Here is a 24,539-nt window from a genome sequence, read left to right on the forward strand (position 1 = left end):
ACTATTTAGTAGAGATTAAATTTTTCAGACCAGTAATAAGGTTATCGATCTCGTTTGAATCTGTAGTGATATGAACGCAAGCACGAAGCCATTTGGGATCTTCGAGAACTCTTATCCATAAATTCTTTTTGCCAAGGTAGTTGACAACCTCTTCAGGAGAATTGATTCCATTAATAGTAAAACTTATAATCCCTGCAGGTGGAGGACTGTTTAAAACAAGTTCAATGTTTTTGATTTTGTTTAGTTTTTTCCAAAGTATAGAGCTGAGGCTTTTAATCTTAGAAAAGCGCTCAGTCTCATGACCTTCATTGTTTAGCATTATTAGAGAGCTCCTGAGACCAGCTAAAAGAGGGACACAAGAAGTTGCTATCTCAAAACGTCTGCCATCAGAATGAAAAGGAGTTTTATTGTTGACATATATGCCTTCTTCAGCTTTTAAGCTTTTCCAGCCAATTAATGTTGGGGTTGACTCTTCTAGTACTCTTGTTGAAAGAGCAACAGCTCCCAGTCCCTCAGGCCCGTACGCCCATTTATGTCCTGTAAATGCATAGATGTCCGCATGGTCACAAGCACCTTTAATTGGTATGTGACAAAAACTTTGAGCAGCATCAACTAATAAATAAGGTTTGCTTGAATGCCCTTTAAGTCTTTTGGAAATAAGTTCAATTGGCATAATTTGTCCTGTATTCCAAAGTAGATGTGAGAGGACAACGAGCTTTGTATTTTTTTTTAGATATTCATCTATCAATTTAAGTACTTCTTTATACGTCTCATCTTCCTTGTCGTTACCATTACATAATTTTGATACGGGAAGTATGGCGATTGTTAGATTCTTTTTTCGAGCTAACTCTTTACATGCTGCGATTATCCCAGGATGTTCACAATCGCTAAGTAATAAATTATCACCATTAGAAAATGGCAGGCCTAGTAAAGGTAAGACACAACCGGAGGTAACATTTTCAGTAAAGGCAATTCTCTTGGGATGAATAGCACAAATCTCTGCTATAAGATTTTTCGTAGTTATGACTTCTTTAATAATGTATGGCCAAACGTTATTTGTAAATGGACCTAAGTTTTGAATTGTTTGCCAGCTCGAAGTTATTGCATTTAATGATTGATTTGGCAGTGGACCTTGCCCTCCATAATTAAAATAGTCTTTATTTTGTAGAGCTGGCATATTGTCTTTGAACAATATTGGTGACATATCTTTTATCTTTTGGTGTGGCAACTAAGAATATCTTTTTTTTGCCAACTTACCAATTTAATTGTATCTTCTAGTTATGTTAACCTAGACGTCTACCATTTTTATTATGTTCTGGAGCAATTTAAATTATTGAGCGCGTCATTAAAGTATGATGGTTTTTAATTTTTAATTGGTTTATGAATATCAAAAAAGAACAAAAAATCAAAGCTCAAGAATGGGTGGTCATGTTCGATGGGCAAATAAAAAAAAGTGAGAAAGAGATTGATGCTTATGAGCATCATTTGGAAGTTAACAATCAAAAGAGTGAATAGTGATTAGATTTTGCTCCTGTCGGGCAAATTAGTGACAATGATATTTCTATTGAGCTTTTGAATTATTTGCTATTTAAGCTGCTTCACTTTTTGTGGCTTTTTATATTAAGATGAAACTCCTAATTAAGTCTTAAGATGAAAATTGATTTTGGCCCTGTAACTTTTAGCAGGATTGCTAGCATCCTTTTGATACTCGGTTTTTTTGGGCTTTTAGCTTATAATTCTACTCTCTAATAATACTTTAATTAATTCTTTAATTATCAAACAATTTAATCTTATAGCTAGTAATTAAATTGGTTTACATAGTTAGTTGTCAATTTATCTCTAAAATATTTATTATTTAAAGATTACTTAAATATCAATTTTTTTTGATTTTTTGATTAATGAAAATAAAGATTATAATAAGACAATTTAAGTAGTTTCCATTTTCAGCTCTCGATGTCTTTATTCATACAGTAGGATTAGAAGAATTTGATTAATACAAATGGAAACCTCAACTACTGATCCAACATTGTTGATGCTCATAGGTGGAATAGTTGTTTTACTAGCTGGCTCAGTAGCCTATGGAGTTTATTCAACATTCGGTTCAGGCTCAAAGGAGCTGAGAGATACTATTGATGAACACGCAAAAATGCATGAATTAGGTATCGCTCATGGACATGGTGGAAGTTCAGAGGCCTATGAGATGTCTGGAAAACTTCAAAAGGATCAAATTTCTTAAAAATCAAGAAGTACATAAAAAATTTTCATCAAAACAATCAAACCCCTGAGATATACTATTAAAGGATTAAGAGGTTCTAGAATTGATTCTTTTATATGTAGACAATATTTACTTGATGAAAATCAATTCATCTGATCAGTTCTCATGTTGATCAGTGTATTAACTGGATTTGCTGCTGGGGCAGTACATGTAGTGAGTGGAGCAGATCATATGGTTGCAATGGCACCTTCCTCTATCCGAAAACCCCGAGTGGCTTTAATTGATGGCTTGGCATGGGGTATTGGACACTCAGCAGGGGTTTTAATCCTTTCAATATTAGGAATTTTAGCTAAGGATTTTATAAATATTGAATTAATGTCTTCTTTTGCAGAGTTTCTTGTTGGTATAAGCCTTTTGATTGTGGGGGGCCTAGCTATTAGGACTTCCTTAAAAGTAAACATTCACATGCATCAGCATATGCATGGAGAAGAAAAGTCTCATAAACATTTTCATTTCCATTCACCTGGAAATAACCTTCATAGAAGTCATACTCATGCTGCAACGGGATTAGGAGTTTTGCACGGGTTTGCTGGCGCTAGTCATTTGGTTGCAGTTATTCCTGCATTGGCATTGCCTTTGTTTGGAGCATTTGCTTATCTTGTTGCATATTTACTTGGATCAGTCTTCGCAATGGGATGCGTTGTCTTAGGTATATCTTTCGCAACTAGTAAAGCTAATAAAATGTTTTATCCTTTCTTGATGCGATCAATAGGAGCACTATCAATAGTGACAGGAATATTTTGGCTTCAAAAGACTTCATTTCTAACTTTTAAAAGTCTTGCTTCATGAATTACACAGCTAGCCTTCTTGCTTTAGGTGGATTCTTTTTATGGGTTGTTATCGCGACGCTTATTTGGGCAAGAAGAATGAGAAAGCTTAAAAAAGAATATTCTCTGAATAAATCAAAATTCAAAAATAATTGATACATCATTTTTCATCTTTAGATACATATTTATTAGTGAAATTGATTCAAGATTATGTATGATTATTCAACTATAAATAAGATTAATGAAAGGTGTTTTGTTTTTCTTAGGTTCTATCTTTAGATGGCCTGTTCAAAATGCTAAAGAATTTTTGATTCTGCATGTTTATCTTTTAGGTATATATGGAATTACTTTTTTGTTAAGAAATATTGGTTTAGAATTGTCTAACCTTATTTTTACAGTTGGTTTAATAGCTCCAATCGGTTATCTCATTTATAATGGACTCCCTTTAGATTGTCTTAACTATAAGTCTGCAATTAAAAGGGAATTAAATTCTCTCAATTAAATAAAAAAGGTTAATTAGAGAGTTAATTTATAAAACTTGTATTACTTCGCTAACCTCTGGAATCATTTCCCTTAGCTTTCTTTCAATTCCCATTTTTAGAGTCATTGTGCTACTCGGGCAACTTCCGCAAGCTCCCTGAAGTCTAACTTTGACGATAGGGCCATCTATTTCAGCTATCTCTACATTTCCTCCATCGGCCATGAGAAATGGTCTTAATTCATCAAGAACCTTTTCAACGTTTTCTGTGGTCAGTGCAAGAGTTTCGTCGCTCATTTCGGTTTACTTAATTTAATTTTGCTTAGCTTAGTTAATTGCAGGATAGTCTGTATGTAATCTTGATAAAGATTTTGTCTAATATCAGTTCCTCAGAGTCAGAAAATACTTATGACGCAATATTAGTAGGAGCAGGAATTATGAGCTCAACTCTTGCAGTACTTCTGCATGAGCTTGATCCAGATTTACGATTACTGGTTGTTGAAAGATTATCTTCTGCCGGTTTGGAAAGTAGTTGCGCCAAGAATAATGCTGGAACAGGACATGCAGCTAACTGTGAGCTTAATTACACTCCAATTCAAGAGGATGGCTCTCTTAGTACCACCAAAGCGTTTGAAATAAATAAATCCTTTGAGCAAAGCTTAGAGTTTTGGGCATCGTTGGCAGAAAGAGGGAAATTGATACCAAATCTTTTTTTAAATAAATTGCCACACATCAGCCTCGTCTTTGGTGAAAAAGATATTTCTTTGCTTAAAAAAAGGTTTTCTGAACTTAGTTCACGACCCGCTTTTGCTCAAATGGAATTCACCAAGGATCATAGTGAATTAAAAGATTGGATCCCATTGATTATGGATGGTAGGAAACAGAGTGAAAAGATTGCTGCGACTAGAATTCAAAGAGGAACTGATATTGATTTTGGTAATTTAACTCGCTCATATATTAGTCAAATTGAAGGGGCAAAATCTATTCAGATTAACTACTCTACTAATGTTGAAAATCTTGAACAAGATAGCGAAGGAGATTGGTATTTATCTTTAAAAGGGCCAAAAAAAAATATAGTCGTTAGATCAAAGTTTGTCTTCCTTGGGGCAGGAGGAGGAGCTTTATCTCTTTTGCAAAAATCGGGAATTCCAGAAGGGTTGTCATATGCAGGGTTCCCTGTAAGCGGTAAATGGTTGATTTGTGATGAGGAGGAATTAACAAAAACACATAATGCAAAGGTTTATGGAAACGCAGCAGTTGGAGCACCACCAATGTCTGTCCCACACTTAGACACAAGATGGATAGACGGAAAAAGATCTCTTTTGTTTGGACCTTTTGCAGGCTTTAGTTCAAATTTTTTAAAATATGGATCAAAATTGGATTTGTTTAGATCCATTAAAACAACTAATCTTTTCTCTATGTTGCAAGCAGGATTAGACAATATAGATCTAGGAAAATATTTATTAAATCAATTAATACAAACAAATGAGGATCGAATAAAAACTTTAAAAAGATTTCTTCCTAAGGTTTCAAACAATGATTGGAAGCTTTCAATTGCAGGGCAACGGGTTCAAATAATTAAACAAACATCTAAGGGTGGTGTTTTAAAAATGGGGACAGAGGTTGTTACTTCATCAGATGGATCTTTAGCTGCTTTGCTTGGGGCTTCTCCTGGCGCAAGCACAGCAGTAACAATCATGATTGAAGTTTTAAACCGGTGCTGGCAGGAAAAAATGAAATCAAGTAAATGGAAAAATAAAATGTTAGAGCTCTTTCCAAGTATTGGGACTGATATCAATTCAAATCAAGAAGCACTTTTGGCAATTCGCAAAAGAAACGATTTCTTACTTAAATTAATTTAAAACTTTAGTACTGGTGAGCTATATTTAATCTTTATTCAGAGTTGAATTGATAAATGAAGATCTTGCTCCTTTGATTGCTTTCGTATGACTAATGTGCCCATTTCTCGTTTGAGGAACTTCTGCATAATTGCTCATATTGACCATGGTAAATCAACCTTGGCAGACAGGCTTCTTCAGGACACTGGCACTGTCTCCTCTAGAGACATGCAAGAACAATTCTTGGACAATATGGACCTTGAGAGAGAGAGAGGAATAACTATAAAATTACAGGCTGCGCGAATGAATTATAAAGCGGATGATGGAGAGGAATATGTCCTGAATTTGATTGATACTCCTGGTCATGTTGACTTTTCTTATGAGGTGAGTAGATCATTGCAGGCTTGTGAAGGAGCTTTGCTGGTTGTTGATGCTAGTCAAGGAGTTGAAGCTCAAACGTTGGCAAATGTTTATCTCGCCTTGGAAAACGATTTAGAAATTATTCCTGTTCTCAATAAAGTTGATTTACCGGGTGCTGATCCTGAGAAAATCAAAAATGAGATTGAATCAATTATTGGTTTAGATACATCTAAGGCAATTTCCTGTTCTGCTAAGACAGGGGTTGGTATCCCAGAAATACTGCAAGCAGTAGTAGATAGAATACCTTCTCCGAGAGATAATGCTGATCAAGCGACAAAAGCACTTATATTTGATTCTTATTACGACCCTTATAGAGGGGTGATCGTCTATTTCAGAATCATGAGTGGTGGCATAAGTAAGAAAGACAAAGTTTTACTTATGGCTAGTAAAAAAAGTTATGAGTTAGATGAAATAGGTGTTATGGCTCCTGATCAAGTAAAAGTAAATTCGCTTCATGCCGGTGAAGTTGGATATTTAGCTGCATCTATAAAAGCAGTTGCAGATGCGAGAGTCGGGGATACAATTACTTTGCAAGATAGACCTGCTGATGAAGCTTTGCCCGGTTATACCGAAGCCAAGCCAATGGTATTTTGTGGGTTGTTCCCAACTGATGCAGATCAATATCCAGATTTAAGAGAGGCTCTAGATAAATTACAGCTATCCGATGCTGCATTGAAGTATGAACCTGAAACAAGTAGTGCAATGGGATTTGGCTTCCGTTGTGGCTTCTTAGGTTTATTGCATATGGAAATTGTTCAAGAGCGTTTAGAACGCGAATATGATTTGGATTTAATTGTTACTGCACCCTCAGTTATTTATAAAGTGAAAATGACTGATGGAGAAATTTTGATGATCGATAATCCCGCCACACTTCCAGACCCTCAAAAACGTGAAACCATAGAAGAACCTTACGTCCGAATGGAAATTTATGCTCCTAATGATTACAACGGAACTTTGATGGGACTTTGTCAGGACAGAAGAGGAGACTTTATAGATATGAAGTACATAACGACCGATCGAGTCACTCTTATTTATGAAATACCTTTAGCTGAAGTTGTCACCGACTTCTTTGATCAAATGAAAAGTAGAACTAAGGGATATGCTTCTATGGAATATCACTTGATTGGTTATAGAGAAAATGATTTAGTTAGATTGGACGTTTTAATTAATTCAGAGCGAGCAGATCCTTTAACTACAATTGTTCATAAAGATAATGCTTATGGTGTCGGGAAAGGACTTGTTGAGAAATTAAAAGAACTTATTCCAAAACAACAATTTAAGATTCCTCTACAGGCTTCAATTGGGAGTAGAATTATTGCAAGTGAAGGTATTAGTGCCTTACGAAAAGATGTTTTGTCTAAATGTTACGGAGGTGATATCTCTAGAAAAAAGAAATTATTGAAGAAACAGGCAAAAGGAAAAAAACGAATGAAGTCTATGGGGAAAGTAGATGTTCCCCAAGAAGCTTTTATGGCTGTATTGAAATTAAATAATGATTAATAGATGTTTTTAAGATCTATGTTTGTTTCGTATAGCTTATCTCACTTGAATTGTTTATAAACATTGAGACTTCCTGATTCCCTTTATCTTTGGTTAGGTTTGTCCATATAAAACCTATAATTATTAATGCTGCAATGGTTATTGAGAGCTCCCCTACGGTGAGACCATCATTTTTTAAATGCATCTTGAATTGTATGTATTCATTTATTTAAGCAATTTTTTTTTTAATTTCTACCTTTTACCGCTAAATTTAAATAGGTCTTTTTATTTGACTATTGAATCTGAGAGGTTTTTTAAGACGAAAGAATTTATCGACACGGTTATTGTTCGCTGGGCTGATAATTCTATCTGTATATATAGGCATCTCTATTGTTATGCCACTATTAATCTCTTTAAAGATCATACCTAATGGTGAATTTGGTTTAGGGAATCCGATTTTTTCAGCCCCATCCATAGATCACTTGTGTGGAACAGATCGATTAGGAAGAGATGTTTGTATTAGAACTTTGGCTGCGAGTGGGGTTGCGTTACAGGTTGTTTTTGTTGCCGTATCTCTTGCGGTTCTCGTAGGAATCCCTTTGGGACTTTTGAGTGGCTATATTGGTGGGCTTTTGGATAGGATTTTAGTTCTTTTCATGGATACTCTTTATACCATTCCTGTCCTCCTCCTTTCTGTGGTGATGGCATTTTTATTGGGGAGAGGCATATTAAATGCCTCAATAGCATTGTGTGTCGTTTATATTCCTCAATATTTTCGACTTGTTAGAAACCAGACTTCACAAGTTAAATCAGAACTTTATATTGAGGCAGCAATATCAATGGGGGCTTCCCCTATTTGGGTGATAAGAAAGTACCTTCTTAAAAATGTCCTTACGTCTGTTCCTGTGGTCTTAACACTTAATGCCGCAGATGCTGTATTGGTTCTTGGGGGATTAGGATTTCTTGGATTAGGTCTTCCTGAGAATATTCCAGAATGGGGAAGTGATTTAAATATGGCATTAGTTGCATTACCTACTGGAATCTGGTGGACAGCGATCTATCCTGGCATGGCTATGTTCGTTTTAGTGTTGGGTCTGTCTTTTATTGGAGAAGGCTTAGAGAAATTTATCAGTGAAAGTGGTTTGCAGGATTGAATTGTACTTGAGGTTTGGAATTTAATACCTCATCTTTTCTGTTCTTGGTAGATCATCTATAATTTCACCTTTTTCATTAATTTCTGGATATTCTCTACCTTCGCTTTTACACCATTCGGCAACCTCTGGGTAAGCCCACTCAAAGATCTTTTCTTTGTATGTTTCTTCGCTCATACCTTCTCCAGATTCAGGAATTATATTTGCTACTTGTCGTTGCCTTAGCGCTTCAAATAATAATGCCGATGCTGCAACTGATACATTTAAAGATTCAACCATACCTCTCATTGGAATATGAATATGCTCATCCATTAGACTCGCTGCTTCTTCGCTGATACCCCATTTCTCGGCACCTAGTACAAATGCTGTTGGTCCCTTGAAATCACATTTTCTATAGTCAATTGATTTGGTATTCAAGTTTGTGCCATACAATTTAAATCCCTTGTTTTTAAGAACTTTTATTGCCTCAGTGGTTCCTTTATATTGGTTTATTTGTACCCATTTTTGACTTCCTTGAGCGGTACTATTAAATGTTAAAAATTTCTCTTTGTTGAAGATGGCATATGCCTCAAGAACACCAACTGCGTCACAACTTCGTATTATCGCTGATAGGTTATGAGGCTTTTCAACATTCTCAATTAAGACGGTGAGATTGGAAATCCTCCTATTTAGTACTGATTTTATACGTTCAAAACGTCTAGGTAGTAGAGGCATTTCTTATGACTGATGGAATAGTTATAGCTCTTTGATGATGATAGTGGTATTTATTTCATATATAAAAAATACATATCAGTGATTTTTAAAAAATATTTGATAAAAAATCAAGTAAAAAGCTCCTGCCCAATGGGCAAGAGCTTTTTACTTGTCTAAAAGAATTTAGTTTCTATTAAATCTAGAAGCTAAATGCAGTTTCAAGAACAACGCCTGTGTCATCATCACCAGTACTTGTATCTTCAACAGTGAAGAAGCCTGGAGTGAGTGTAACGTTGTCGTTCAATGAATAAGTGTAAGAAACTTCAAATCCTGTTGAATCTTCAGAGTCACTACCATCAACATCAGTTGAGTTGTAAGCAGCACTTAATGTTCCTGGTCCAACTTCATAGTCAACGCCAACGAACAAGTCAGTTGCATCAGCACCTGTCTCTGGGTCTGTTGTGTCATAAGCAACGCTAAATGTTGCATCAATTGACTCTGGGCTGTAGTAGATACCACCACCAAATGTGTCGTATCCAGTTGTTCCACCTTCGCCGTCATTAGAAGCGATTACGAGACCGCCACCAAAGCCGTCGCCGTTATAGCCAAGAGTGAAAGTTGAAACATCATCACCATCATCAGCGCCGATTCCTACAGTTGAAGAAGAACCACCGACAGAAACGAAACTTACAGAAGCAACTACGCCGTTGTCATTAGAGTAAGCAACACCAACTCCAGGACCGGTTTCGTTACCAGCCAAAGAATAAGGCATGCTACCTAGTCTGAAAGCATCTGAGTAAGCAGAAGTTGTCGCAGCAACAACATCATCCTGATCAACCAAAGGGCCAACAGTTACTGAAAGATCGCCAACAGGGAAGTTGTAGAAAAGAGAAGTAACGTTTAAGCCGTCACCACCTTCAACAGCGCTATCCATACTTGCTAATGGACCACTTGCGTTACCAGCTTCAATACCAGCAGAGAAAAGGTCTTCGCCTGTGAAGCTAGAATTTATGTCAAGGCCATACGCATACTGCATATATAGCTCTTCTTCTGTATCAGATGTTCCGCCATCTGCAACTGAACCTGTTGTGAAAAAAGCAGAACCAGAAAGAGTTGTTGTTGATGTAAATGCAGTGTCTGCATTAGCTGCAACTGGAGCCATTAGGCCCAAAGCTGCAGGAGCTACTAATAAACGTGAAAAAAGCTTCATAGTGTCCTCACACATTAAAGAAGTTGTATCAAATTTAACTATCTCAAGAGGATCCAAAAGTAGCTTATGTTACACCTCTTGAGTTGGCCTAGTCTCGACTAATCCTTTGAAAGTCACTGCAGTAAAAGACTTTTTAGGTGTTTTGAGCTATGATTATTTCAATAAACACTTTACTGTGAATTTAATTTTAAATGATCGCTTTTGAGTGAAGAACTGTCATCCATAAAAGGCTTAGATGCCCGAAAAGCTGCTTGGGAGGTTATCCAAGCAGTGGGTGGAGGAGCATTCGCAGATGTGGCTTTGGAAAGGATTTTTAATCTCTATTCTTTTAAATCATTAGATAAAGCCCTGATAACTGAACTTTCTTATGGAGCAATTCGCCAAAGATATTTCTTAGATTGTTGGATTGATTCTTTAGGGAAAGTACCGGCAAACAAACAACCTCCTTTATTGAGATGGTTATTACATCTTGGGCTTTATCAAATTTTGAAAATGAAGCGGATTCCTCCTGCTGCTGCAATCAACACAACTGTCGAGCTTGCGAAAACCCATCATTTAAAAAAGCTTGCACCTGTTGTTAATGGGATCTTGCGATCTGCTCTTAGAAGAAAAGAGAAAGGTCTTTTGCTACCTATATCAAATAATCCGAGTTTGGAATTGGCAAAAAACGAGTCTCTTCCTATTTGGTTGGCAAAGGAATTGATTTCTTGGAAGGGAGTCGAACATGCTAAGCAGATTGCTAAAGCATTCAACAGTGTTAGTCCTATTGATATAAGAGTAAATAAATTGCGTGCAGATTTAAAAGATGTAAAAGAACTTTTTGATTCCTGTGGTATTCAAAATCAAGTAATCCCAAACTGTCCTTCCGGATTGGAAGTACGAGCTGGTGGAGGTGAACCTAGGAAATGGCCTGGTTATGAAGAAGGTAAATGGAGTGTTCAAGATAGATCTTCTCAGCTAATTGCCCCATCATTAGGTCCTTTGCCTGGAGAAAATATCCTTGATGCTTGTGCTGCACCAGGTGGTAAATCAACACATATTGCTGAATTAATGAATAATGAGGGCAAGATTTGGTCGGTTGATCGATCATCCAGAAGATCTAAAAAAATCTTCGCTAACTCAGAGAGGTTAGGGACTAACTGTTTGCATCTATTGGTCGCAGATTCCAATGAGTTATTAGTCAAATATCCAGAATGGAAAAATTTTTTTGATCGAATATTAATAGATGCACCATGCTCAGGATTGGGTACTCTTGCTCGCCACCCTGATGCAAGATGGAGGATGAATAGGGATAATATCCAGCAGCTTGTTTTACTTCAAAGTCAGCTACTCAATTCGTTAGCCCCTTTATTGAAAAATGGAGGCACACTGGTTTATTCCACTTGTACAATTCATCCTGAAGAAAATTTTAATCAGATAAAAAATTTTCTTCAATTAAAATCCGAGTTTTTATTGGAATATGAAAAACAAATATGGCCTGGTCAGGAAGGTAATGGAGATGGTTTTTATATTGCTGTTTTAAATAAATTAAAAAATCAATCAAAGGATATAGGGTTTTAACCCTTTTAAAATAGTTATTACTCTATTTTTAGAATTAATAATTAATTTTATAAACTAATTAATGAACTATGTCCTATGGCTATTGCAGTCACAAGCATTCCTAAAATTAGAAATGGTTGTGCACTCGCTTGGTATTTAACATCAAATTTTAATGGATCACGTAATAGCCATATGTCTTGAAATGTGATTTGAGGAATTATTAGCAAAACCAGAATGACAGATGCAAAATGTTGTCCTATCGCTATTAAAACTACTACCATCGCCAGCTGAAAGATATCTATCATTCCTGCGCTGATACGACTTGCATTTTTAATACCAAAAACAACAGGAAGTGATTCAAGTCCAAGGCTTTTATCCCCTTCCACGCTTTTAAAATCATTTATTACGGCAATTCCTAAGCCTGACAAGCTATAGGCAAGAGTAAGGAGAGCAGTTGTCCACGTTAAATGTCCAAATAGAGCCTGTCCAGCCCACCAGGGAAGAGCTATATAGCTTGCACCAAGTGCATAATTCCCAAGCCAGCCATTTTGTTTGAGTTTTAAAGGTGGTGCTGAGTAAATAAAACTTACAAATGAACCTCCCAATGCCAAAAGAAGGACGGAAGGAATTGTGTGATGTGCCCACAAATCTAATAAATAGGCAACTCCAAGACCGGCAATTAATAAAACCCAAATTTGACACTTTACTTGGAAAAGTGAAATTGCTCCTGAAGGTATTGGTCGATTAGGTTCATTTATTGCATCAATTTCTCTATCAAAGTAATCATTTATTGTTTGGGTATATCCAGTTAAGAGTGGCCCGCTCATAAACATGCAACTTATAGAAGCAAGAATGTTGCTTAGTTCCCAGTGATAATTACCACTGGCAGCTGCTCCACATATGACTCCCCATAACAAAGGAATCCATGTGATGGGCTTCATTAATTGCAAACGAAGCTTCCAAATGTTTGTTGTTTCAGAACCTCCTTTTATCCCAAGGAGTTGCCTAGCATCGCTCACTTTGTAATCTCAGGGTTAAGAAACTTCATCTTCGAAGAACCAATGTTTGCTTCCATCATTCATTTTAATTACCACACCAATGCCACCAATACCATCAGTCATCTTGTAATCGATTACAGTGCCTCTTGGATCCTCAGATAGTTGGTTGATCAAATAAGAAGGTATGCGATCTCTTACACGTTCAATATTGATCTTAATTTTTGAACCTATCCTTGCAAGGGAGGTTGGCTTAGCCATGGCATCAAAATGCTTAAGTTTGGGCAACCATAACAGTTCCCCTGTTTAAAAATCATGGTTGCTTTAAGATTGATCCCTTGTCTTGATGTTTCAAATGGACGAGTAGTAAAGGGCGTTAACTTTGTTGGCTTGCGTGATGCAGGTGATCCAGTTGAGCTGGGATGTAGATACAGTAAGGCTGGAGCTGATGAATTGGTCTTTCTAGACATAACAGCCACTCACGAGAAAAGATCAACTTTGGTTGATATGGTTAGACGAACATCCGAGGCAGTAACTATTCCTTTCACTGTTGGAGGTGGTATAAGTTCTATTAATGGAATAAATGAATTATTACGAGCAGGAGCTGACAAAGTAAGTTTAAATTCCAGTGCTGTTAAAAACCCTTCGTTGATTTCTCAAGGAGCTAATCGTTTTGGATCTCAATGTATTGTGGTCGCAATAGATGCAAAAAAGAACAAAAATATTCCCAATAAGTGGGACGTTTATGTGAGTGGTGGACGTAATAATACTGGTTTGGATGCGATTGAATGGGCAGAAAAAGTATTTGAGCTAGGAGCAGGAGAAATCCTATTAACTTCCATGGACGGTGACGGAACTCAAAATGGGTATGACATAGAACTGACTAAATCTATTTCTGAAAAGGTTCCAATTCCAGTAATAGCTTCAGGAGGAGCTGGTTGCTTGAGACACATTAAAGAGGCTTTTACTCTTGGGAAGTCTTCAGCTGCTCTCTTGGCATCCCTTTTGCATGATGGACAATTAACTATCAGCGAAATAAAAGAATATTTAATTAAGGAAAATTTACCTATCAGACCAATTGAATGATTAATATTTTCACTAAAAGAGGTAAAATAAATCTCTCCACATTAAGCTTTTTGTGCGAGTAAAGAATTTCTTAGATTTATATGAGGCCTGGTAATACTAAAGCTATAGAGGAAATGTTTAATTCAATTTCTTCAAAATATGATTTTTTAAATGATATATTTAGCTTCGGATTGCATAGATTTTGGAAAAGTCGATTGTTGGATATTCTTAATCCAATTTCGGGAGAAAAATGGATAGACATTTGTTGTGGAACTGGAGATATGTCAATACTTTTGGCTAGATATATGAAGAATTCTGAAAATATTATCGGGATAGATTCAGCTTCTCAATCATTATTAATTGCGAGAGAAAGATCTAAGCAAAATTATTCTTCAATTGAGTGGATAAATGGTGATGCTCTAGAGATAAATCTAGCATCACATCAATTCGATGGACTTTTAATGGCCTATGGCTTAAGAAATCTTTCCAATTATAATCTAGGACTTAGAGAGGCTTTTAGAATTTTGAAACCAGGAGGAAGAGCAGGGATACTGGATTTTAGATCTTTTGAAGGATTTTCAATACAAGGGTTATTCCAGAAAATTTATTTAAGTTTTTATGTGGTTCCAATTGCATCTCTTTTCGGTTTAGGAAAAGAATATTCATATATAAAAAAAAGCTTAGTTAATTTTCCTTCAGGTGAAAAACAAATTCATTTGGCACTTTCTGCGGGCTTCAAAAAAGCAAAATACAAAACATTAGCAATGGGACAAATGGGGATTTTATTACTTGAAGCCTGAATCAAAATCGTTCAATTTATTGTCAATTCTTTTCTTCTACAAAAACTGCATTTACCCCACAATTTAACTTCTCCCTTGGGAGAAGGCACTTTGCAAAAAGGACAATTTGCGATTCCATTTTTATCAGTTCTACTTGGATGATTTTCCCATATTTCTTTTTCACTTTGTCCAGTAACTAAATCATGAGGATAATGTTGTCTAATGCGAATCTCTTTTATTTGATATCCATATGATTTTAAAGATTCAATTAATTCTAAACGGTTGTATTGTAGCGCCTGTCTCCACTGCGGATGACTTGCTCCAATCGTTAAAACTTTATTGTGAATGTTAAGTGGTGTGCAATTCAATGCGAGTTGCTCCCCAGCTATTTCTATCCAATCATGAATAAGTCCACCGACGTTACCTTCCCACGAAGACTTGATTTCTTCCAAGCATGCATAAATTGACTGCTCTCTTCTTGCTTTTGTTTTATGCTTTAAATCTTCTAAAATCAATTTTAATTAGACACTATTGGTAAGTTAGTGCTTAAATCTAGCTAATATTTTTTAGATTGCATAAAAGATCTTAATGGGATTATTAGATAGGTTAAGTCGCTTGATAAGGGCAAATATAAATGCTTTTGTCAGTGATGCAGAAGATCCAGCAAAAATACTTGATCAGTCTGTTGCTGATATGCAAGAAGACTTGGTTAAGCTGCGTCAAGCAGTCGCTATGGCTATTGCAAGTCAAAAAAGATTAGAGAATCAGGCTGATCAAGCGAAAGATCAAATTAAAAATTGGTTATCAAGAGCTGAATTAGCCTTAAAAAAAGGAGAGGATGAACTCGCTAGAGAAGCATTGAGTAGAAAAAAAACTTTTCAAGAAACTTTTGAATCTTTATCGACTCAATTTCAAACACAAAATGGTCAAGTTGAAAGACTAAAGAAAAGCCTTTTGTTATTAGAGAGAAAGATTGCGGAGGCTCGAACTAAAAAAGATATGCTTAAAGCAAGGTCTCAGGCAGCTAAAGCTCAGCAACAAATTCAAAGTGCAGTTGGTGATTTAGGTAGTAAGTCTGCTATGGCTGCTTTTGAAAGAATGGAAGATAAAGTAGAGGCATTGGAAGCTTCTGGGCAAGCAGCATTAGAGTTGGCTGGAGAAGATATAGAAAGCAAGTTCGCAGCATTAGAAGGAGGTGAGGATATAGAGAAAGAATTAGAGGTATTGAGGACTCAATTGAAATCAGGGGTTGAGGCAATAGCTTTGCCTCCTTCTGATTTAGATATGAATGAAGTAAAGAAAGTAGAAATCCAAGAAGTTGAAGTTGAATTAGAGGAGATGAAAAAGTCAATGGATAATTCTTGATTTTTTTAAGATCACATTACTTTTGAAATATGAATAATCAAAAATCTGATAGAGGGGTTGGGATGATTTATAGATATCACAAATTAAATCATCCATCTCCTAGATCTTGGAGATTAATGCTTAAACCTATTTGTGCTAGTACAGAAATAGAGCTATCAAATTGGATTGCAGAGAAACCAGTAAAACAAAGTCAACCAATAGCTATATTTTCTTCTTGCCAAAGATTTGCTCAAGGACAAGCTGGTCGAATTTGGCATGCACCAAAAGGAGGGGTTTGGGTTAGTGCAGCTATTAAGAGAGACTGTAGGTGTGAAAATAATTCTCAGCTTTACGGGTTAGCGGTAGCATTAGCATTGGTTGAAAGAATTGAACGGATAGGAGTTAATGTCAAAATAAAATGGCCAAATGATCTATTGGTTGAAGGTCAAAAACTAGCTGGAATCTTACCTAGATTATTTTTTAGAGGAGGAGAGCTTAGATTACTAAGAGTTGGAGTAGGCTTAAACGTTTCAAATAATGTTCCTAAAGAGGGGATTTCACTAAAAAAAATTATTGTAGAAAAAACGATGAATATAAATTTTTGGTCATCAGAAGTTTTATTTGCAATAGAAAGATCTTTGGATTTTCTAGATAACCAAAAATTTCTGCTCATTCAGGTCGAACAAAGATTATGGTCAAGAAAATACATTGAAAAAGAAACTGGATATCATTGGGATATAAAAGGTCTTGACTCAAGCGGAAGATTAATTCTTCGTAAAGAAGATAAAGAGAAAGTATTGTCTGCTTACATCTGATTACCTGAGTTAATTATGAGTAATTTCTGTCACCTTGCCATCTCTAAATCTTGCTATTTTTTTGGCTCTTTGAGCAACGTTGTCTTCATGAGTAACTAAGACAATCGTTATTCCTTGACTATGAAGTTGGTCAAAAAGATTTAAAACATCTTCAGTTGTTTTGGAATCAAGCGCACCAGTTGGTTCGTCTGCTAATAACAGAGATGGTTGATTGATTATTGCCCTTGCTATGGCAACTCTTTGTTGTTGTCCTCCTGATAATTGATTAGGCAGATTGGTCATCCTGTTCCCTAGACCTACTCGATTGAGAGCCTCTTCAGCACGCTGCTCCCTTTCTAGTGATGGGACACAGGCATAAATCATTGGAAGCATTACATTCTCAAGTGCTGAAACTTCTTGAAGTAGATGAAATTGCTGAAAAACAAAACCAAGTTCTTTGTTTCTTATATCAGCTAGCAAGTCATCATCAAGTTTTTCTACTGCAGTTCCATTTAATTCATAAGTCCCGTTGGTAGGACGATCAAGGCATCCAAGTATATTCATTGCAGTACTTTTACCAGATCCACTTGCACCCATAACTGCAAGGTAATCGCCCTGGAAAACCTCAAGATTTAGTTCGTCAAGAGCTTTGACTTTGACAGAGCCTTCTCCATAAAATTTATTTACATTCGTTAAACGAGCTACAGATTTCTTCAATGATTTTAATTGGTTAACCAATTGAACTTTTACTTGCAAGAGTAATAGCTTCTCGAAGTAATGGAGTTCCGTTTACCGCACTATCAGCAAAGTCAAAAAGAGGGTTTGAAATAATCCCACCAATAGCAGTTACGAGAACACAAAATATCAAAGCGACTTTGAGAGATGACATCCCTGGAATTGACCACTCAATGGATGGATAGGATTTAACAACCTCTGAAGCTTCTTTAGGCTCTGTTACAACCATCATTTTTATAACTGAGATGTAATAGTAAATAGAAATAACAGAAGTAACTAGACCAACACTCACAAGCAAGTATTGCCCATCAGCCCATCCAGCAAAAAATAAATAAATCTTTCCGAAGAATCCCAACATTGGAGGAATGCCTCCCAAAGAAAGAAGGCATAAGCTTAACCCCAAAGTGATTAATGGATCTTTTTGGTATAGCCCTGCATAATCTGATATTTGATCACTCCCAGTTCTGATTGAGAAAAGTATTATGCATGCAAAAGCACCAAGATTCATAAATAAATAAGCTGCCATATATAGAACCATCGCAGCAAAACCATCTTCAGTTCCACAAACCAATCCAATCATCACAAATCCAGCTTGTCCAATTGAGCTATAAGCCAACATTCTTTTCATTGATTTTTGAGCTAGCGCTACAACATTTCCTAGGGACATACTTAAAACAGCTAAAACAGTAAAAAGCAATTTCCATTGTGTGTCAAAAGCGCTAAAACATCCGACTAATATCCTTATCGCAAGTGCAAAACCTGCTGCTTTTGACCCTACTGATAAAAAGGCAACTACTGGAGTAGGAGAACCCTCGTAAACGTCTGGTGTCCATTGATGAAATGGAACTGCCGCGATTTTGAAGGCTACTGTAGATAATACAAAAACAAGTGCTAAGGCAGATAAAGGTGTGGGAGCACTTATCAGGGTTATTCCTATTTCTTTTAAATTTGTAGATCCACTTATTCCATAAAGCAGGGATGCCCCATAAAGAAATACAGCGGCGGCAGCCGAACCAACTAATAAATATTTTAAAGCTGCTTCTGAACTTCTCGAATCTCTTTTGAGATATCCAGAAAGTAAATAACTAGCAACGGAAAGTGTTTCTAGTGAAACAAAAACACTTACCAAATCAGTTGAACCACAGAGAAGCATTGCTCCAAGAGTTGCAGCTAAAAGTATGGCTGCAAATTCCCCAATAGGACTTCCATTTTGATCAGCAAATCTCCAACTGATTAGCAGAGAGATAAGAGTTGATAGGGCTATTACTCCTCTAAAAGCAATAGCAAGATTGTCTGCTACAAATGCACCTAGGAAAGATTCTTGAATTTCTCCATTCCATTGCATTGTTAGCAAAATCAAAGATGTTCCAAGACCGGCATAACAAATTGGAGGGGACCAACGGGCTGAAACCTTTTCACCAGCCAAATCAACTAAAAGAGTCCCTAGCATTGCCAATAGAACTGCTGCCTCTGGAAGCACAGCTTTGGCATTTAAAGAGAGATTTAAAAGCTCTACAGGCTCGTTTATGAATATATGAAAAGACAAAAGTTCTCCCATTTATGTATTGTTTTTAAGCTGTGTCTGATTTTATAACTCTAGCGAAGTTATGAAATATGCCTTTTTTATCATTTTGGGCTATGCATTTTACTATTCAGTACGTTAGATAAGAAGGAGGAAAACTGAGCTGATGCCCACTGACCATACTCTGGTAATTGTTGAAAGTCCCACAAAAGCAAAAACCATTAAAGGGTTTTTGCCTAAGGATTTTCAAGTTCTTGCGTCAATGGGGCATATAAGAGACTTGCCTAATAATGCCTCTGAGATCCCTGCAAAGCACAAAGGAGAAAAGTGGGCAAAGATTGGGGTTGATACAACTGCTAATTTTGATCCTTTGTACGTGGTACCCAAAGACAAGAAAAAGATTGTCAAGGAATTAAAACAATCTATGAAGGGTGCTAGTGAGTTATTGCTTGCCACTGATGAAGATAGAGAAGGGGAAAGCATAAGTTGGCATTTAATGAATGTACTTGACCCGAAAATCCCTGTGAAAAGAATGGTTTTTCATGAGATAACTAAAGAAGCTATTTCCAAAGCACTATCGAAAACAAGAGAAATTGATATGGAATTAGTTCATGCCCAAGAAACAAGGAGGATATTAGACAGATTAGTTGGGTATACGTTGTCTCCTCTTTTATGGAAGAAAGTTTCCTGGGGTTTGTCTGCAGGGAGAGTCCAATCAGTTGCAGTAAGATTGCTTGTTATGAGAGAGAGAGCAAGGAGAGCTTTCAAAAGCGGAAGTTACTGGGACTTAAAGGCAAAATTGGAAAAAGAAGGTAGTGAATTTGAGGTAAAAATGACCTCGATTGGGGGCCAAAGAATTGCCAGTGGTAGTGATTTTGATGAATCAACTGGATTATTGAAATCTGGGCGGAATGTCAAATTACTAAAGGAAGAAGAATCTAAGGAACTTGCTAAAAAATTGACTACCGATACATGGAAAGTTATCAATGTCGAGGAAAAACCGTCAATCCGCAAACCAGTACCTCCTTTTACAACAAGCACATTACAACAAGAAGCTAATAGAAAACTTCGATTATCAGCTAGGGAGACCATGAGATGTGCCCAGGGTTTGTATGAAAGAGGTTTTATTACATATATGAGAACAGATTCTGTTCACCTTTCCGATCAGGCAATTGATGCCTCACGAAATTGTGTTGAATCAAAATATGGAATTGAATATTTAAGTAAAAAGCCTCGTCAATTTTCCAACAAGACGAGAAACGCTCAAGAAGCCCATGAAGCAATTCGTCCCTCTGGTGAAAGTTTTAAAACACCAAAAGAGTCCAACTTGCAAGGGAGGGACCTTTCTTTATATGAACTCATTTGGAAACGAACAGTTGCTAGTCAAATGGCCGATGCAAGGTTGACAATGCTTGGAGTGGAATTACAAGCATCAGATGTATCTTTTCGGGCTAGTGGAAAAAGAATAGATTTCCCTGGCTTCTTTAGAGCGTATGTTGAAGGTACTGATGATCCTGATAGTGCACTTGAAGGGCAAGAAGTACTTTTGCCTAAATTAGCTGTAGGAGATTCTCCAATGGCTAAGAATGTTGAGGCGTTGGGGCATCAAACTCAGCCTCCTGCTAGATATAGTGAAGCTTCATTAGTTAAAACACTTGAAAAAGAAGGTATAGGTCGTCCGTCAACATATGCAAGCATTATAGGAACAATCGTAGATCGAGGTTATTCAGTTCTAAATAACAATTCTTTGACTCCAAGCTTTACAGCATTTGCTGTTACGGCACTTCTTGAAGAACATTTCCCTGATCTCGTAGATACTAGTTTTACAGCTCGCATGGAATCTACACTTGATGAAATATCGACAGGGAAAGTGAGTTGGCTCCCATACCTTAAGGGATTCTATAAAGGTGATTCTGGTCTAGAGAATCAAGTTCAACAAAGAGAAGGAGACATAGATGGAGGGGAATTCAGATCTGTTTCCTTGGAGGGGCTGTCATCTCTTGTTAGGCTGGGTAAATTTGGAACATATCTTGAATCAAAGCAACTTGGTGAAAATGGTAAACCTATAACAGCTACTCTCCCTCAGGAAATAACTCCTGCAGATTTGGACGAGGATATCGCAGAGATGATATTAAAACAAAAAGCTGAAGGTCCTGCATCACTTGGGGTTGACCCTGATAGTGGACAGAATTTATATCTATTAAATGGTAGATATGGTCATTTCGTTCAAAGAGGCTTGGTAGTCGAATTGAAAGATCTTGGAATCCCAAAAGGTAAGAAAAAGCTGGGAAATCTTCGCTTGTTTAAAAGTAGTCAATATGGACTCTATTTGAAGCAGGATTCTTCAAAGGTTCAGGTTTTGTTGCCAGAGAATATAAAAGAGGAAGAGATAGATGTGAAAAAAGCCCTTGAATACCTAGATGATAAATCTTTAAAAAAAGCTCCAAATCCAAAGAGGACTTCCTTACCTAAGAATTTAAAACCAGAGAACTTGACTTTTGAAGAGGCTCTTGGATTAATTCAATTGCCACGCCTACTTGGTGAGCACCCAGAGGGTGGAAAAGTTCAATCAAGTTTGGGTAGATTTGGTCCCTATGTGGTTTGGAGCAAAAATGATGGTGAGAAAGACTATCGATCAATCAAGGGCGAAGATGACGTTCTTCAAGTAAGTCTAGATAGAGCTCTTGAGCTTTTATCTATCCCTAAAAGGGGGAGAGGAGGAAGAACTGCTTTGAAGGAACTTGGTATCCCAGAAGGAGCCAAAGAAACTATTCAATTATTTAATGGCCCTTATGGTTTATATGTTAAACAGGGCAAAGTAAATGCTTCTCTACCAGAGGGCAAAAGCGCTGAAGATATCACAATTGAGGAGGCTATTGAATTATTGGCAGCTAAGAAATCAAGTAAAAGCACAAAATCTAAGAAAAAAAATTCTACTAAAAAGACAACAAATTCAACCAAGAAAGAGTTAGATTCATCATCATCGAAAAAAAGTAGTGCTCGAAAAACGCCTTCTACAACTAAAACAGGACGTCTAAGAGCCAGTAAAGTTAGGGTAATTAAAACAAAATAAAATTTTGAATATTTCAGGAATTGTTGAGAAAATATTTATTAGATCATTTCTAATAGTTACGCTTTTGCCACTTCAATCATGCTCAAATACTCTAATAGGCGAAAAGTTGGAAAACAGTTTTGACCTTATTGAAACCCCAAAAACTTCAGAAATAACTAATAAGCCACAAAAAATTAATGAAAAAATAAAAATTAAATCAAGAAAAAAAGACGATAAGAAAGAAAATGATTTTGGCAACATTATCAAAGAAAATTCGATATCTAATAAAGAGAGGCTTAGTCAAAAATCAACCAAACCAATAAAAAAGACAATTTTTAATCCACAGCCATACAGGATTATTTTAAGATTATCAGGTGCAAATCCCTCCGCTCCAGCTGAAACTGTTACTGAGGCTCTAAGAAAAGCAGGTGTCCAGTTTGAGGTGGAAAAGATTGAACGTTTTGATGAGGGGAATTTCTCAAAGAATACATCTATGAAAAGATAACAATTTGGACTTAGATAAAAAAAACTTTTTTAAAAGTCGATCTATGTATGAAGCTCCTCTTAGCAAGAGAAAAGCCTTAAAAATCGTTGAGTCCTCTTATCTTGCTGCTGCAACAGCTTTGATTTGGATAGCACTTTATTATTTGCCTATTGGTGGAGCTGTTTTTCGTCTTGCGTTACCATTGCCATTAGCTCTACTTCAAATTCGGAGAGGTGTTAAGACAGGCCTTGAGGGAGTGACAATATGCGTAATGTTATTAATTGCTCTGATGGGTCCGTTAAGAGGACCTTTAGTGCTTTTTCCGTATGGATTACTTTCCTTATGGTTAGGATATAGTTGGCAAAAGGGATGGAATTGGTGGTTAAGTTGGAGTGTTGGAGTCTCAATCGGAACAATGGGTTTTCTAGTTAGGGTCTTCGCGTTATCTGTTTTGGTTGGTGAGAATTTGTGGGTTATTCTTACTCGTGCTGGGGCAGGATTGCTCGAAAAAGGAATAGACATTTTCAATCTTTCTTTTACTCCCGATATGAGACAAGTTCAAATAGTTGCACTATGTCTAATTGTAACTCAAGAAATCGTTTACGTTTTTTGTTTACATGCTTTAGCTTATTGGATTTTCCCTAGGCTCAAATCATCAATACCTGAACCACCCGCTTTGCTAGAAAATTTAATTTCTCTAGAATCTAATTGATTAGAAATGTTAGAAGATAACTATGTTTTGTTGCCGTCAGGAGTATTAGCATTTGGGACAGGACTCAAAGAGCAAAATATTGATGAAAGAGTTCAAAGATGGCAAGAAAATATTACGAATATGGCTTTCTTTTTAATTCTTGCTGGATCTCAAACTGCAGAGATTGAGGGCATTTCTGCTGCTGGCTTAACGGCTGTTTCTAGACGTTATACAGCTGTTGCAGATGCTGAGCTTTTATTGAGAGGACCTAATCTTCCAAAAAGATGGCCTTTACCTCCTTTGCCTGCGGGTGTCTCACCCGCATTGATTAGTTATGTTGCCTCAAGGTTCTTAAAAATTAAACCAACTATCATTTCTGCAGGACTGCTACAAACGCCCCCCTTCCCTCATCTTTCCCTAGAGTCACCTGAGATAGGTCCAGCTAGATGCTTGAGTTCAGGCAATGCAATGGAAAGAACTAGGGTTGAACTTTTACTTGATGGTGGTTTTAAGATAGGTAAGAAATTAAAAAAATCTCTTTTGATCACAGAGTGTGTCCCAGGAGGTACATCTACAGCTTTTGCAGTTCTCTCTGGGCTAGGAATAAATGTTAATGGTCTGATAAGTGGAAGCCATAAAAATCCACCTTCAGAATTAAAAACAAAAGTAGTTAAACAAGGACTTCAAGCAGCGAAATTAAAGAAGAACCCATCTTCTGTTGAACTCATGGCTGCTGTTGGTGATCCATTCCAGCCAATTGCAGTTGGTCTTTTAATGGGAGCTAGAGAATCTGGCCAGGAGATTTTATTAGGAGGAGGCTGTCAAATGTTGGCAGTTTTGTCTTTGGCATTAAATGAAATTGAACCTGAATCGCGATCTGAATTTCTTGGTAAAATTTCAATAGGAACCACCTCATGGTTAGTTGATGAATCACTTTCTTCTGCGAAAAATAGAAATTCTTTTATTCATTTAATGAATCATGTCGCTAATTATTTTAAAGTAAATATCCTTGGTCTAGCTAGTGGCTATAGATTTAATGATAGTAATCAAAAGGTTCTTCGAGATTATGAGATTGGTTATATAAAAGAGGGTGTTGGGGCTGGTGCATTATCTTTGCTTGCTCAAATTAAAGGATTGACTCAGAAAGAAATGATTGAAAGGTGTGATATTGAGGTAGGGAATCTATTTAATTCAGATAATGAAAAACTTATCAAGGGATCTAAATAAT

Annotated in this window: 27 protein-coding genes; 17 read left to right on the plus strand and 10 right to left on the minus strand. The window is 36.6% G+C overall.

Annotated features, from left to right (window positions below; translation table 11 throughout):
• Position 1: 1 nt before the first annotated feature.
• On the minus strand, positions 2-1,204 hold the full coding sequence (locus O5637_RS10005) for an aminotransferase class V-fold PLP-dependent enzyme (RefSeq protein ID WP_269604664.1): 1,203 nt from the start codon (positions 1,202-1,204) through the stop codon (positions 2-4).
• A gap of 176 nt (positions 1,205-1,380) precedes the next feature.
• On the opposite strand from O5637_RS10005, the gene O5637_RS10010 reads away from it, so the two are divergent.
• The 5 genes from O5637_RS10010 to O5637_RS10030 all read left to right on the plus strand — a co-directional run bounded on the left by O5637_RS10010 (position 1,381) and on the right by O5637_RS10030 (position 3,544).
• A complete protein-coding gene (locus tag O5637_RS10010) occupies positions 1,381-1,515 on the plus strand; it encodes a hypothetical protein (RefSeq protein ID WP_269604666.1) in 135 nt (44 codons plus the stop codon).
• A 484-nt stretch (positions 1,516-1,999) separates the two neighbouring features.
• Complete coding sequence (gene psbN, locus O5637_RS10015) at positions 2,000-2,236, plus strand: photosystem II reaction center protein PsbN (RefSeq protein WP_225866589.1); 237 nt, start codon at positions 2,000-2,002, stop codon at positions 2,234-2,236.
• Between the two features lie 144 nt (positions 2,237-2,380).
• The gene (locus tag O5637_RS10020; RefSeq protein WP_269604671.1) at positions 2,381-3,064 is read left to right on the plus strand and encodes a hydantoin utilization protein A; all 684 of its coding nucleotides are present in this window, start codon (positions 2,381-2,383) and stop codon (positions 3,062-3,064) included.
• Positions 3,061-3,198 carry a hypothetical protein gene (locus tag O5637_RS10025; RefSeq protein ID WP_269604673.1) on the plus strand — a complete coding sequence of 46 codons (138 nt, stop codon included), beginning with the start codon at positions 3,061-3,063 and terminating at the stop codon, positions 3,196-3,198. Before O5637_RS10020 ends, O5637_RS10025 begins: the two co-directional genes overlap by 4 nt.
• 85 nt (positions 3,199-3,283) lie before the next feature.
• Entirely contained in the window at positions 3,284-3,544 is a 261-nt protein-coding gene (locus O5637_RS10030) for a hypothetical protein (RefSeq protein WP_269604674.1), read from the plus strand.
• 27 nt (positions 3,545-3,571) lie between these two features.
• Here O5637_RS10030 and O5637_RS10035 read toward each other — a convergent pair whose 3' ends face one another.
• Positions 3,572-3,817, minus strand: coding sequence for a NifU family protein (locus O5637_RS10035; protein WP_011294385.1), 246 nt, complete (start codon positions 3,815-3,817; stop codon positions 3,572-3,574).
• A gap of 74 nt (positions 3,818-3,891) precedes the next feature.
• On the opposite strand from O5637_RS10035, the gene O5637_RS10040 reads away from it, so the two are divergent.
• Positions 3,892-5,382, plus strand: a complete 1,491-nt coding sequence (locus O5637_RS10040; protein WP_269604678.1) for a malate:quinone oxidoreductase — start codon at positions 3,892-3,894, stop codon at positions 5,380-5,382.
• 84 nt (positions 5,383-5,466) lie between these two features.
• The gene (gene lepA, locus O5637_RS10045; protein WP_269604680.1) at positions 5,467-7,278 is read left to right on the plus strand and encodes a translation elongation factor 4; all 1,812 of its coding nucleotides are present in this window, start codon (positions 5,467-5,469) and stop codon (positions 7,276-7,278) included.
• A 16-nt stretch (positions 7,279-7,294) separates the two neighbouring features.
• Here the strand turns inward: lepA and O5637_RS10050 are convergent, their stop codons facing one another.
• Positions 7,295-7,462: a hypothetical protein gene (locus O5637_RS10050; protein WP_269604682.1), complete on the minus strand. Its 168-nt coding sequence runs from the start codon at positions 7,460-7,462 to the stop codon at positions 7,295-7,297.
• Between the two features lie 190 nt (positions 7,463-7,652).
• Between O5637_RS10050 and O5637_RS10055 the strand changes: the two genes are divergently transcribed.
• The gene (locus tag O5637_RS10055) at positions 7,653-8,411 is read left to right on the plus strand and encodes an ABC transporter permease (protein ID WP_269604683.1); all 759 of its coding nucleotides are present in this window, start codon (positions 7,653-7,655) and stop codon (positions 8,409-8,411) included.
• 21 nt (positions 8,412-8,432) lie between these two features.
• On the opposite strand, the gene trmH is transcribed toward O5637_RS10055, so the two are convergent.
• Both trmH and O5637_RS10065 read right to left on the minus strand, forming a co-directional pair.
• The gene (gene trmH / locus O5637_RS10060) at positions 8,433-9,122 is read right to left on the minus strand and encodes a tRNA (guanosine(18)-2'-O)-methyltransferase TrmH (protein WP_269604685.1); all 690 of its coding nucleotides are present in this window, start codon (positions 9,120-9,122) and stop codon (positions 8,433-8,435) included.
• 178 nt (positions 9,123-9,300) lie between these two features.
• Positions 9,301-10,311, minus strand: a complete 1,011-nt coding sequence (locus O5637_RS10065) for a porin (protein WP_269604687.1) — start codon at positions 10,309-10,311, stop codon at positions 9,301-9,303.
• 201 nt (positions 10,312-10,512) lie between these two features.
• Between O5637_RS10065 and O5637_RS10070 the strand changes: the two genes are divergently transcribed.
• Entirely contained in the window at positions 10,513-11,871 is a 1,359-nt protein-coding gene (locus O5637_RS10070) for a 16S rRNA (cytosine(967)-C(5))-methyltransferase (protein ID WP_269604689.1), read from the plus strand.
• Positions 11,872-11,918: 47 nt separating this feature from the next.
• Here O5637_RS10070 and chlG read toward each other — a convergent pair whose 3' ends face one another.
• Positions 11,919-12,869, minus strand: coding sequence for a chlorophyll synthase ChlG (chlG, locus tag O5637_RS10075; RefSeq protein WP_011294392.1), 951 nt, complete (start codon positions 12,867-12,869; stop codon positions 11,919-11,921).
• 15 nt (positions 12,870-12,884) lie between these two features.
• Positions 12,885-13,133 carry a DUF2862 domain-containing protein gene (locus O5637_RS10080; RefSeq protein ID WP_420063713.1) on the minus strand — a complete coding sequence of 83 codons (249 nt, stop codon included), beginning with the start codon at positions 13,131-13,133 and terminating at the stop codon, positions 12,885-12,887.
• 27 nt (positions 13,134-13,160) lie between these two features.
• On the opposite strand from O5637_RS10080, the gene hisF reads away from it, so the two are divergent.
• Positions 13,161-13,931 carry an imidazole glycerol phosphate synthase subunit HisF gene (hisF, locus tag O5637_RS10085; RefSeq protein WP_269604691.1) on the plus strand — a complete coding sequence of 257 codons (771 nt, stop codon included), beginning with the start codon at positions 13,161-13,163 and terminating at the stop codon, positions 13,929-13,931.
• A gap of 80 nt (positions 13,932-14,011) precedes the next feature.
• On the plus strand, positions 14,012-14,710 hold the full coding sequence (gene ubiE / locus O5637_RS10090) for a bifunctional demethylmenaquinone methyltransferase/2-methoxy-6-polyprenyl-1,4-benzoquinol methylase UbiE (RefSeq protein WP_269604693.1): 699 nt from the start codon (positions 14,012-14,014) through the stop codon (positions 14,708-14,710).
• A gap of 11 nt (positions 14,711-14,721) precedes the next feature.
• Here ubiE and O5637_RS10095 read toward each other — a convergent pair whose 3' ends face one another.
• A complete protein-coding gene (locus O5637_RS10095; protein WP_269604695.1) occupies positions 14,722-15,204 on the minus strand; it encodes a DUF721 domain-containing protein in 483 nt (160 codons plus the stop codon).
• Between the two features lie 73 nt (positions 15,205-15,277).
• Between O5637_RS10095 and O5637_RS10100 the strand changes: the two genes are divergently transcribed.
• Positions 15,278-16,054 carry a PspA/IM30 family protein gene (locus O5637_RS10100; RefSeq protein ID WP_269604697.1) on the plus strand — a complete coding sequence of 259 codons (777 nt, stop codon included), beginning with the start codon at positions 15,278-15,280 and terminating at the stop codon, positions 16,052-16,054.
• A gap of 29 nt (positions 16,055-16,083) precedes the next feature.
• Positions 16,084-16,848 (plus strand): biotin--[acetyl-CoA-carboxylase] ligase, encoded by a 765-nt coding sequence (locus O5637_RS10105; RefSeq protein WP_269604699.1) that lies wholly within the window; start codon positions 16,084-16,086, stop codon positions 16,846-16,848.
• Between the two features lie 9 nt (positions 16,849-16,857).
• Here the strand turns inward: O5637_RS10105 and O5637_RS10110 are convergent, their stop codons facing one another.
• Both O5637_RS10110 and O5637_RS10115 read right to left on the minus strand, forming a co-directional pair.
• Entirely contained in the window at positions 16,858-17,565 is a 708-nt protein-coding gene (locus O5637_RS10110; protein WP_269604701.1) for an ABC transporter ATP-binding protein, read from the minus strand.
• Complete coding sequence (locus O5637_RS10115; RefSeq protein ID WP_269604702.1) at positions 17,558-19,120, minus strand: NAD(P)H-quinone oxidoreductase subunit N; 1,563 nt, start codon at positions 19,118-19,120, stop codon at positions 17,558-17,560. The genes O5637_RS10110 and O5637_RS10115 overlap by 8 nt, the downstream gene beginning before the upstream one ends.
• Before the next feature lie 130 nt (positions 19,121-19,250).
• Here O5637_RS10115 and topA point away from each other — a divergent pair, with 130 nt between their 5' ends.
• From topA to O5637_RS10135, 4 genes are read left to right on the plus strand one after another with little or no spacing between them, the layout of a single operon-like run.
• Positions 19,251-22,157 carry a type I DNA topoisomerase gene (gene topA / locus O5637_RS10120; protein ID WP_269604705.1) on the plus strand — a complete coding sequence of 969 codons (2,907 nt, stop codon included), beginning with the start codon at positions 19,251-19,253 and terminating at the stop codon, positions 22,155-22,157.
• A 4-nt stretch (positions 22,158-22,161) separates the two neighbouring features.
• Positions 22,162-22,641, plus strand: a complete 480-nt coding sequence (locus O5637_RS10125; protein ID WP_269604707.1) for a hypothetical protein — start codon at positions 22,162-22,164, stop codon at positions 22,639-22,641.
• 43 nt (positions 22,642-22,684) lie between these two features.
• On the plus strand, positions 22,685-23,332 hold the full coding sequence (locus O5637_RS10130; protein WP_269604709.1) for a DUF2232 domain-containing protein: 648 nt from the start codon (positions 22,685-22,687) through the stop codon (positions 23,330-23,332).
• Positions 23,333-23,338: 6 nt separating this feature from the next.
• Positions 23,339-24,538, plus strand: coding sequence for a nicotinate-nucleotide--dimethylbenzimidazole phosphoribosyltransferase (locus tag O5637_RS10135; RefSeq protein ID WP_269604711.1), 1,200 nt, complete (start codon positions 23,339-23,341; stop codon positions 24,536-24,538).
• Position 24,539: the final 1 nt, after the last annotated feature.

Origin of the sequence: Prochlorococcus marinus str. MIT 0917 (genome assembly GCF_027359575.1) — a bacterium.
GTDB classification, from domain to species: Bacteria; Cyanobacteriota; Cyanobacteriia; order PCC-6307; family Cyanobiaceae; genus Prochlorococcus_B; species Prochlorococcus_B marinus_D.

Excerpts from the sequence above, each read along its gene's own strand:
- O5637_RS10005 (WP_269604664.1), bottom strand. The coding sequence starts at position 1,204 with ATGTCACCAATATTGTTCAAAGACAATATGCCAGCTCTACAAAATAAA.
- O5637_RS10010 (WP_269604666.1), top strand. The coding sequence starts at position 1,381 with ATGAATATCAAAAAAGAACAAAAAATCAAAGCTCAAGAATGGGTGGTC.
- psbN (WP_225866589.1), top strand. The coding sequence starts at position 2,000 with ATGGAAACCTCAACTACTGATCCAACATTGTTGATGCTCATAGGTGGA.
- O5637_RS10020 (WP_269604671.1), top strand. The coding sequence starts at position 2,381 with ATGTTGATCAGTGTATTAACTGGATTTGCTGCTGGGGCAGTACATGTA.
- O5637_RS10025 (WP_269604673.1), top strand. The coding sequence starts at position 3,061 with ATGAATTACACAGCTAGCCTTCTTGCTTTAGGTGGATTCTTTTTATGG.
- O5637_RS10030 (WP_269604674.1), top strand. The coding sequence starts at position 3,284 with ATGAAAGGTGTTTTGTTTTTCTTAGGTTCTATCTTTAGATGGCCTGTT.
- O5637_RS10035 (WP_011294385.1), bottom strand. The coding sequence starts at position 3,817 with ATGAGCGACGAAACTCTTGCACTGACCACAGAAAACGTTGAAAAGGTT.
- lepA (WP_269604680.1), top strand. The coding sequence starts at position 5,467 with ATGACTAATGTGCCCATTTCTCGTTTGAGGAACTTCTGCATAATTGCT.
- O5637_RS10050 (WP_269604682.1), bottom strand. The coding sequence starts at position 7,462 with ATGCATTTAAAAAATGATGGTCTCACCGTAGGGGAGCTCTCAATAACC.
- O5637_RS10055 (WP_269604683.1), top strand. The coding sequence starts at position 7,653 with ATGCCACTATTAATCTCTTTAAAGATCATACCTAATGGTGAATTTGGT.
- trmH (WP_269604685.1), bottom strand. The coding sequence starts at position 9,122 with ATGCCTCTACTACCTAGACGTTTTGAACGTATAAAATCAGTACTAAAT.
- O5637_RS10065 (WP_269604687.1), bottom strand. The coding sequence starts at position 10,311 with ATGAAGCTTTTTTCACGTTTATTAGTAGCTCCTGCAGCTTTGGGCCTA.
- hisF (WP_269604691.1), top strand. The coding sequence starts at position 13,161 with ATGGTTGCTTTAAGATTGATCCCTTGTCTTGATGTTTCAAATGGACGA.
- ubiE (WP_269604693.1), top strand. The coding sequence starts at position 14,012 with ATGAGGCCTGGTAATACTAAAGCTATAGAGGAAATGTTTAATTCAATT.
- O5637_RS10100 (WP_269604697.1), top strand. The coding sequence starts at position 15,278 with ATGGGATTATTAGATAGGTTAAGTCGCTTGATAAGGGCAAATATAAAT.
- O5637_RS10105 (WP_269604699.1), top strand. The coding sequence starts at position 16,084 with ATGAATAATCAAAAATCTGATAGAGGGGTTGGGATGATTTATAGATAT.
- O5637_RS10115 (WP_269604702.1), bottom strand. The coding sequence starts at position 19,120 with ATGGGAGAACTTTTGTCTTTTCATATATTCATAAACGAGCCTGTAGAG.
- topA (WP_269604705.1), top strand. The coding sequence starts at position 19,251 with ATGCCCACTGACCATACTCTGGTAATTGTTGAAAGTCCCACAAAAGCA.
- O5637_RS10130 (WP_269604709.1), top strand. The coding sequence starts at position 22,685 with ATGTATGAAGCTCCTCTTAGCAAGAGAAAAGCCTTAAAAATCGTTGAG.
- O5637_RS10135 (WP_269604711.1), top strand. The coding sequence starts at position 23,339 with ATGTTAGAAGATAACTATGTTTTGTTGCCGTCAGGAGTATTAGCATTT.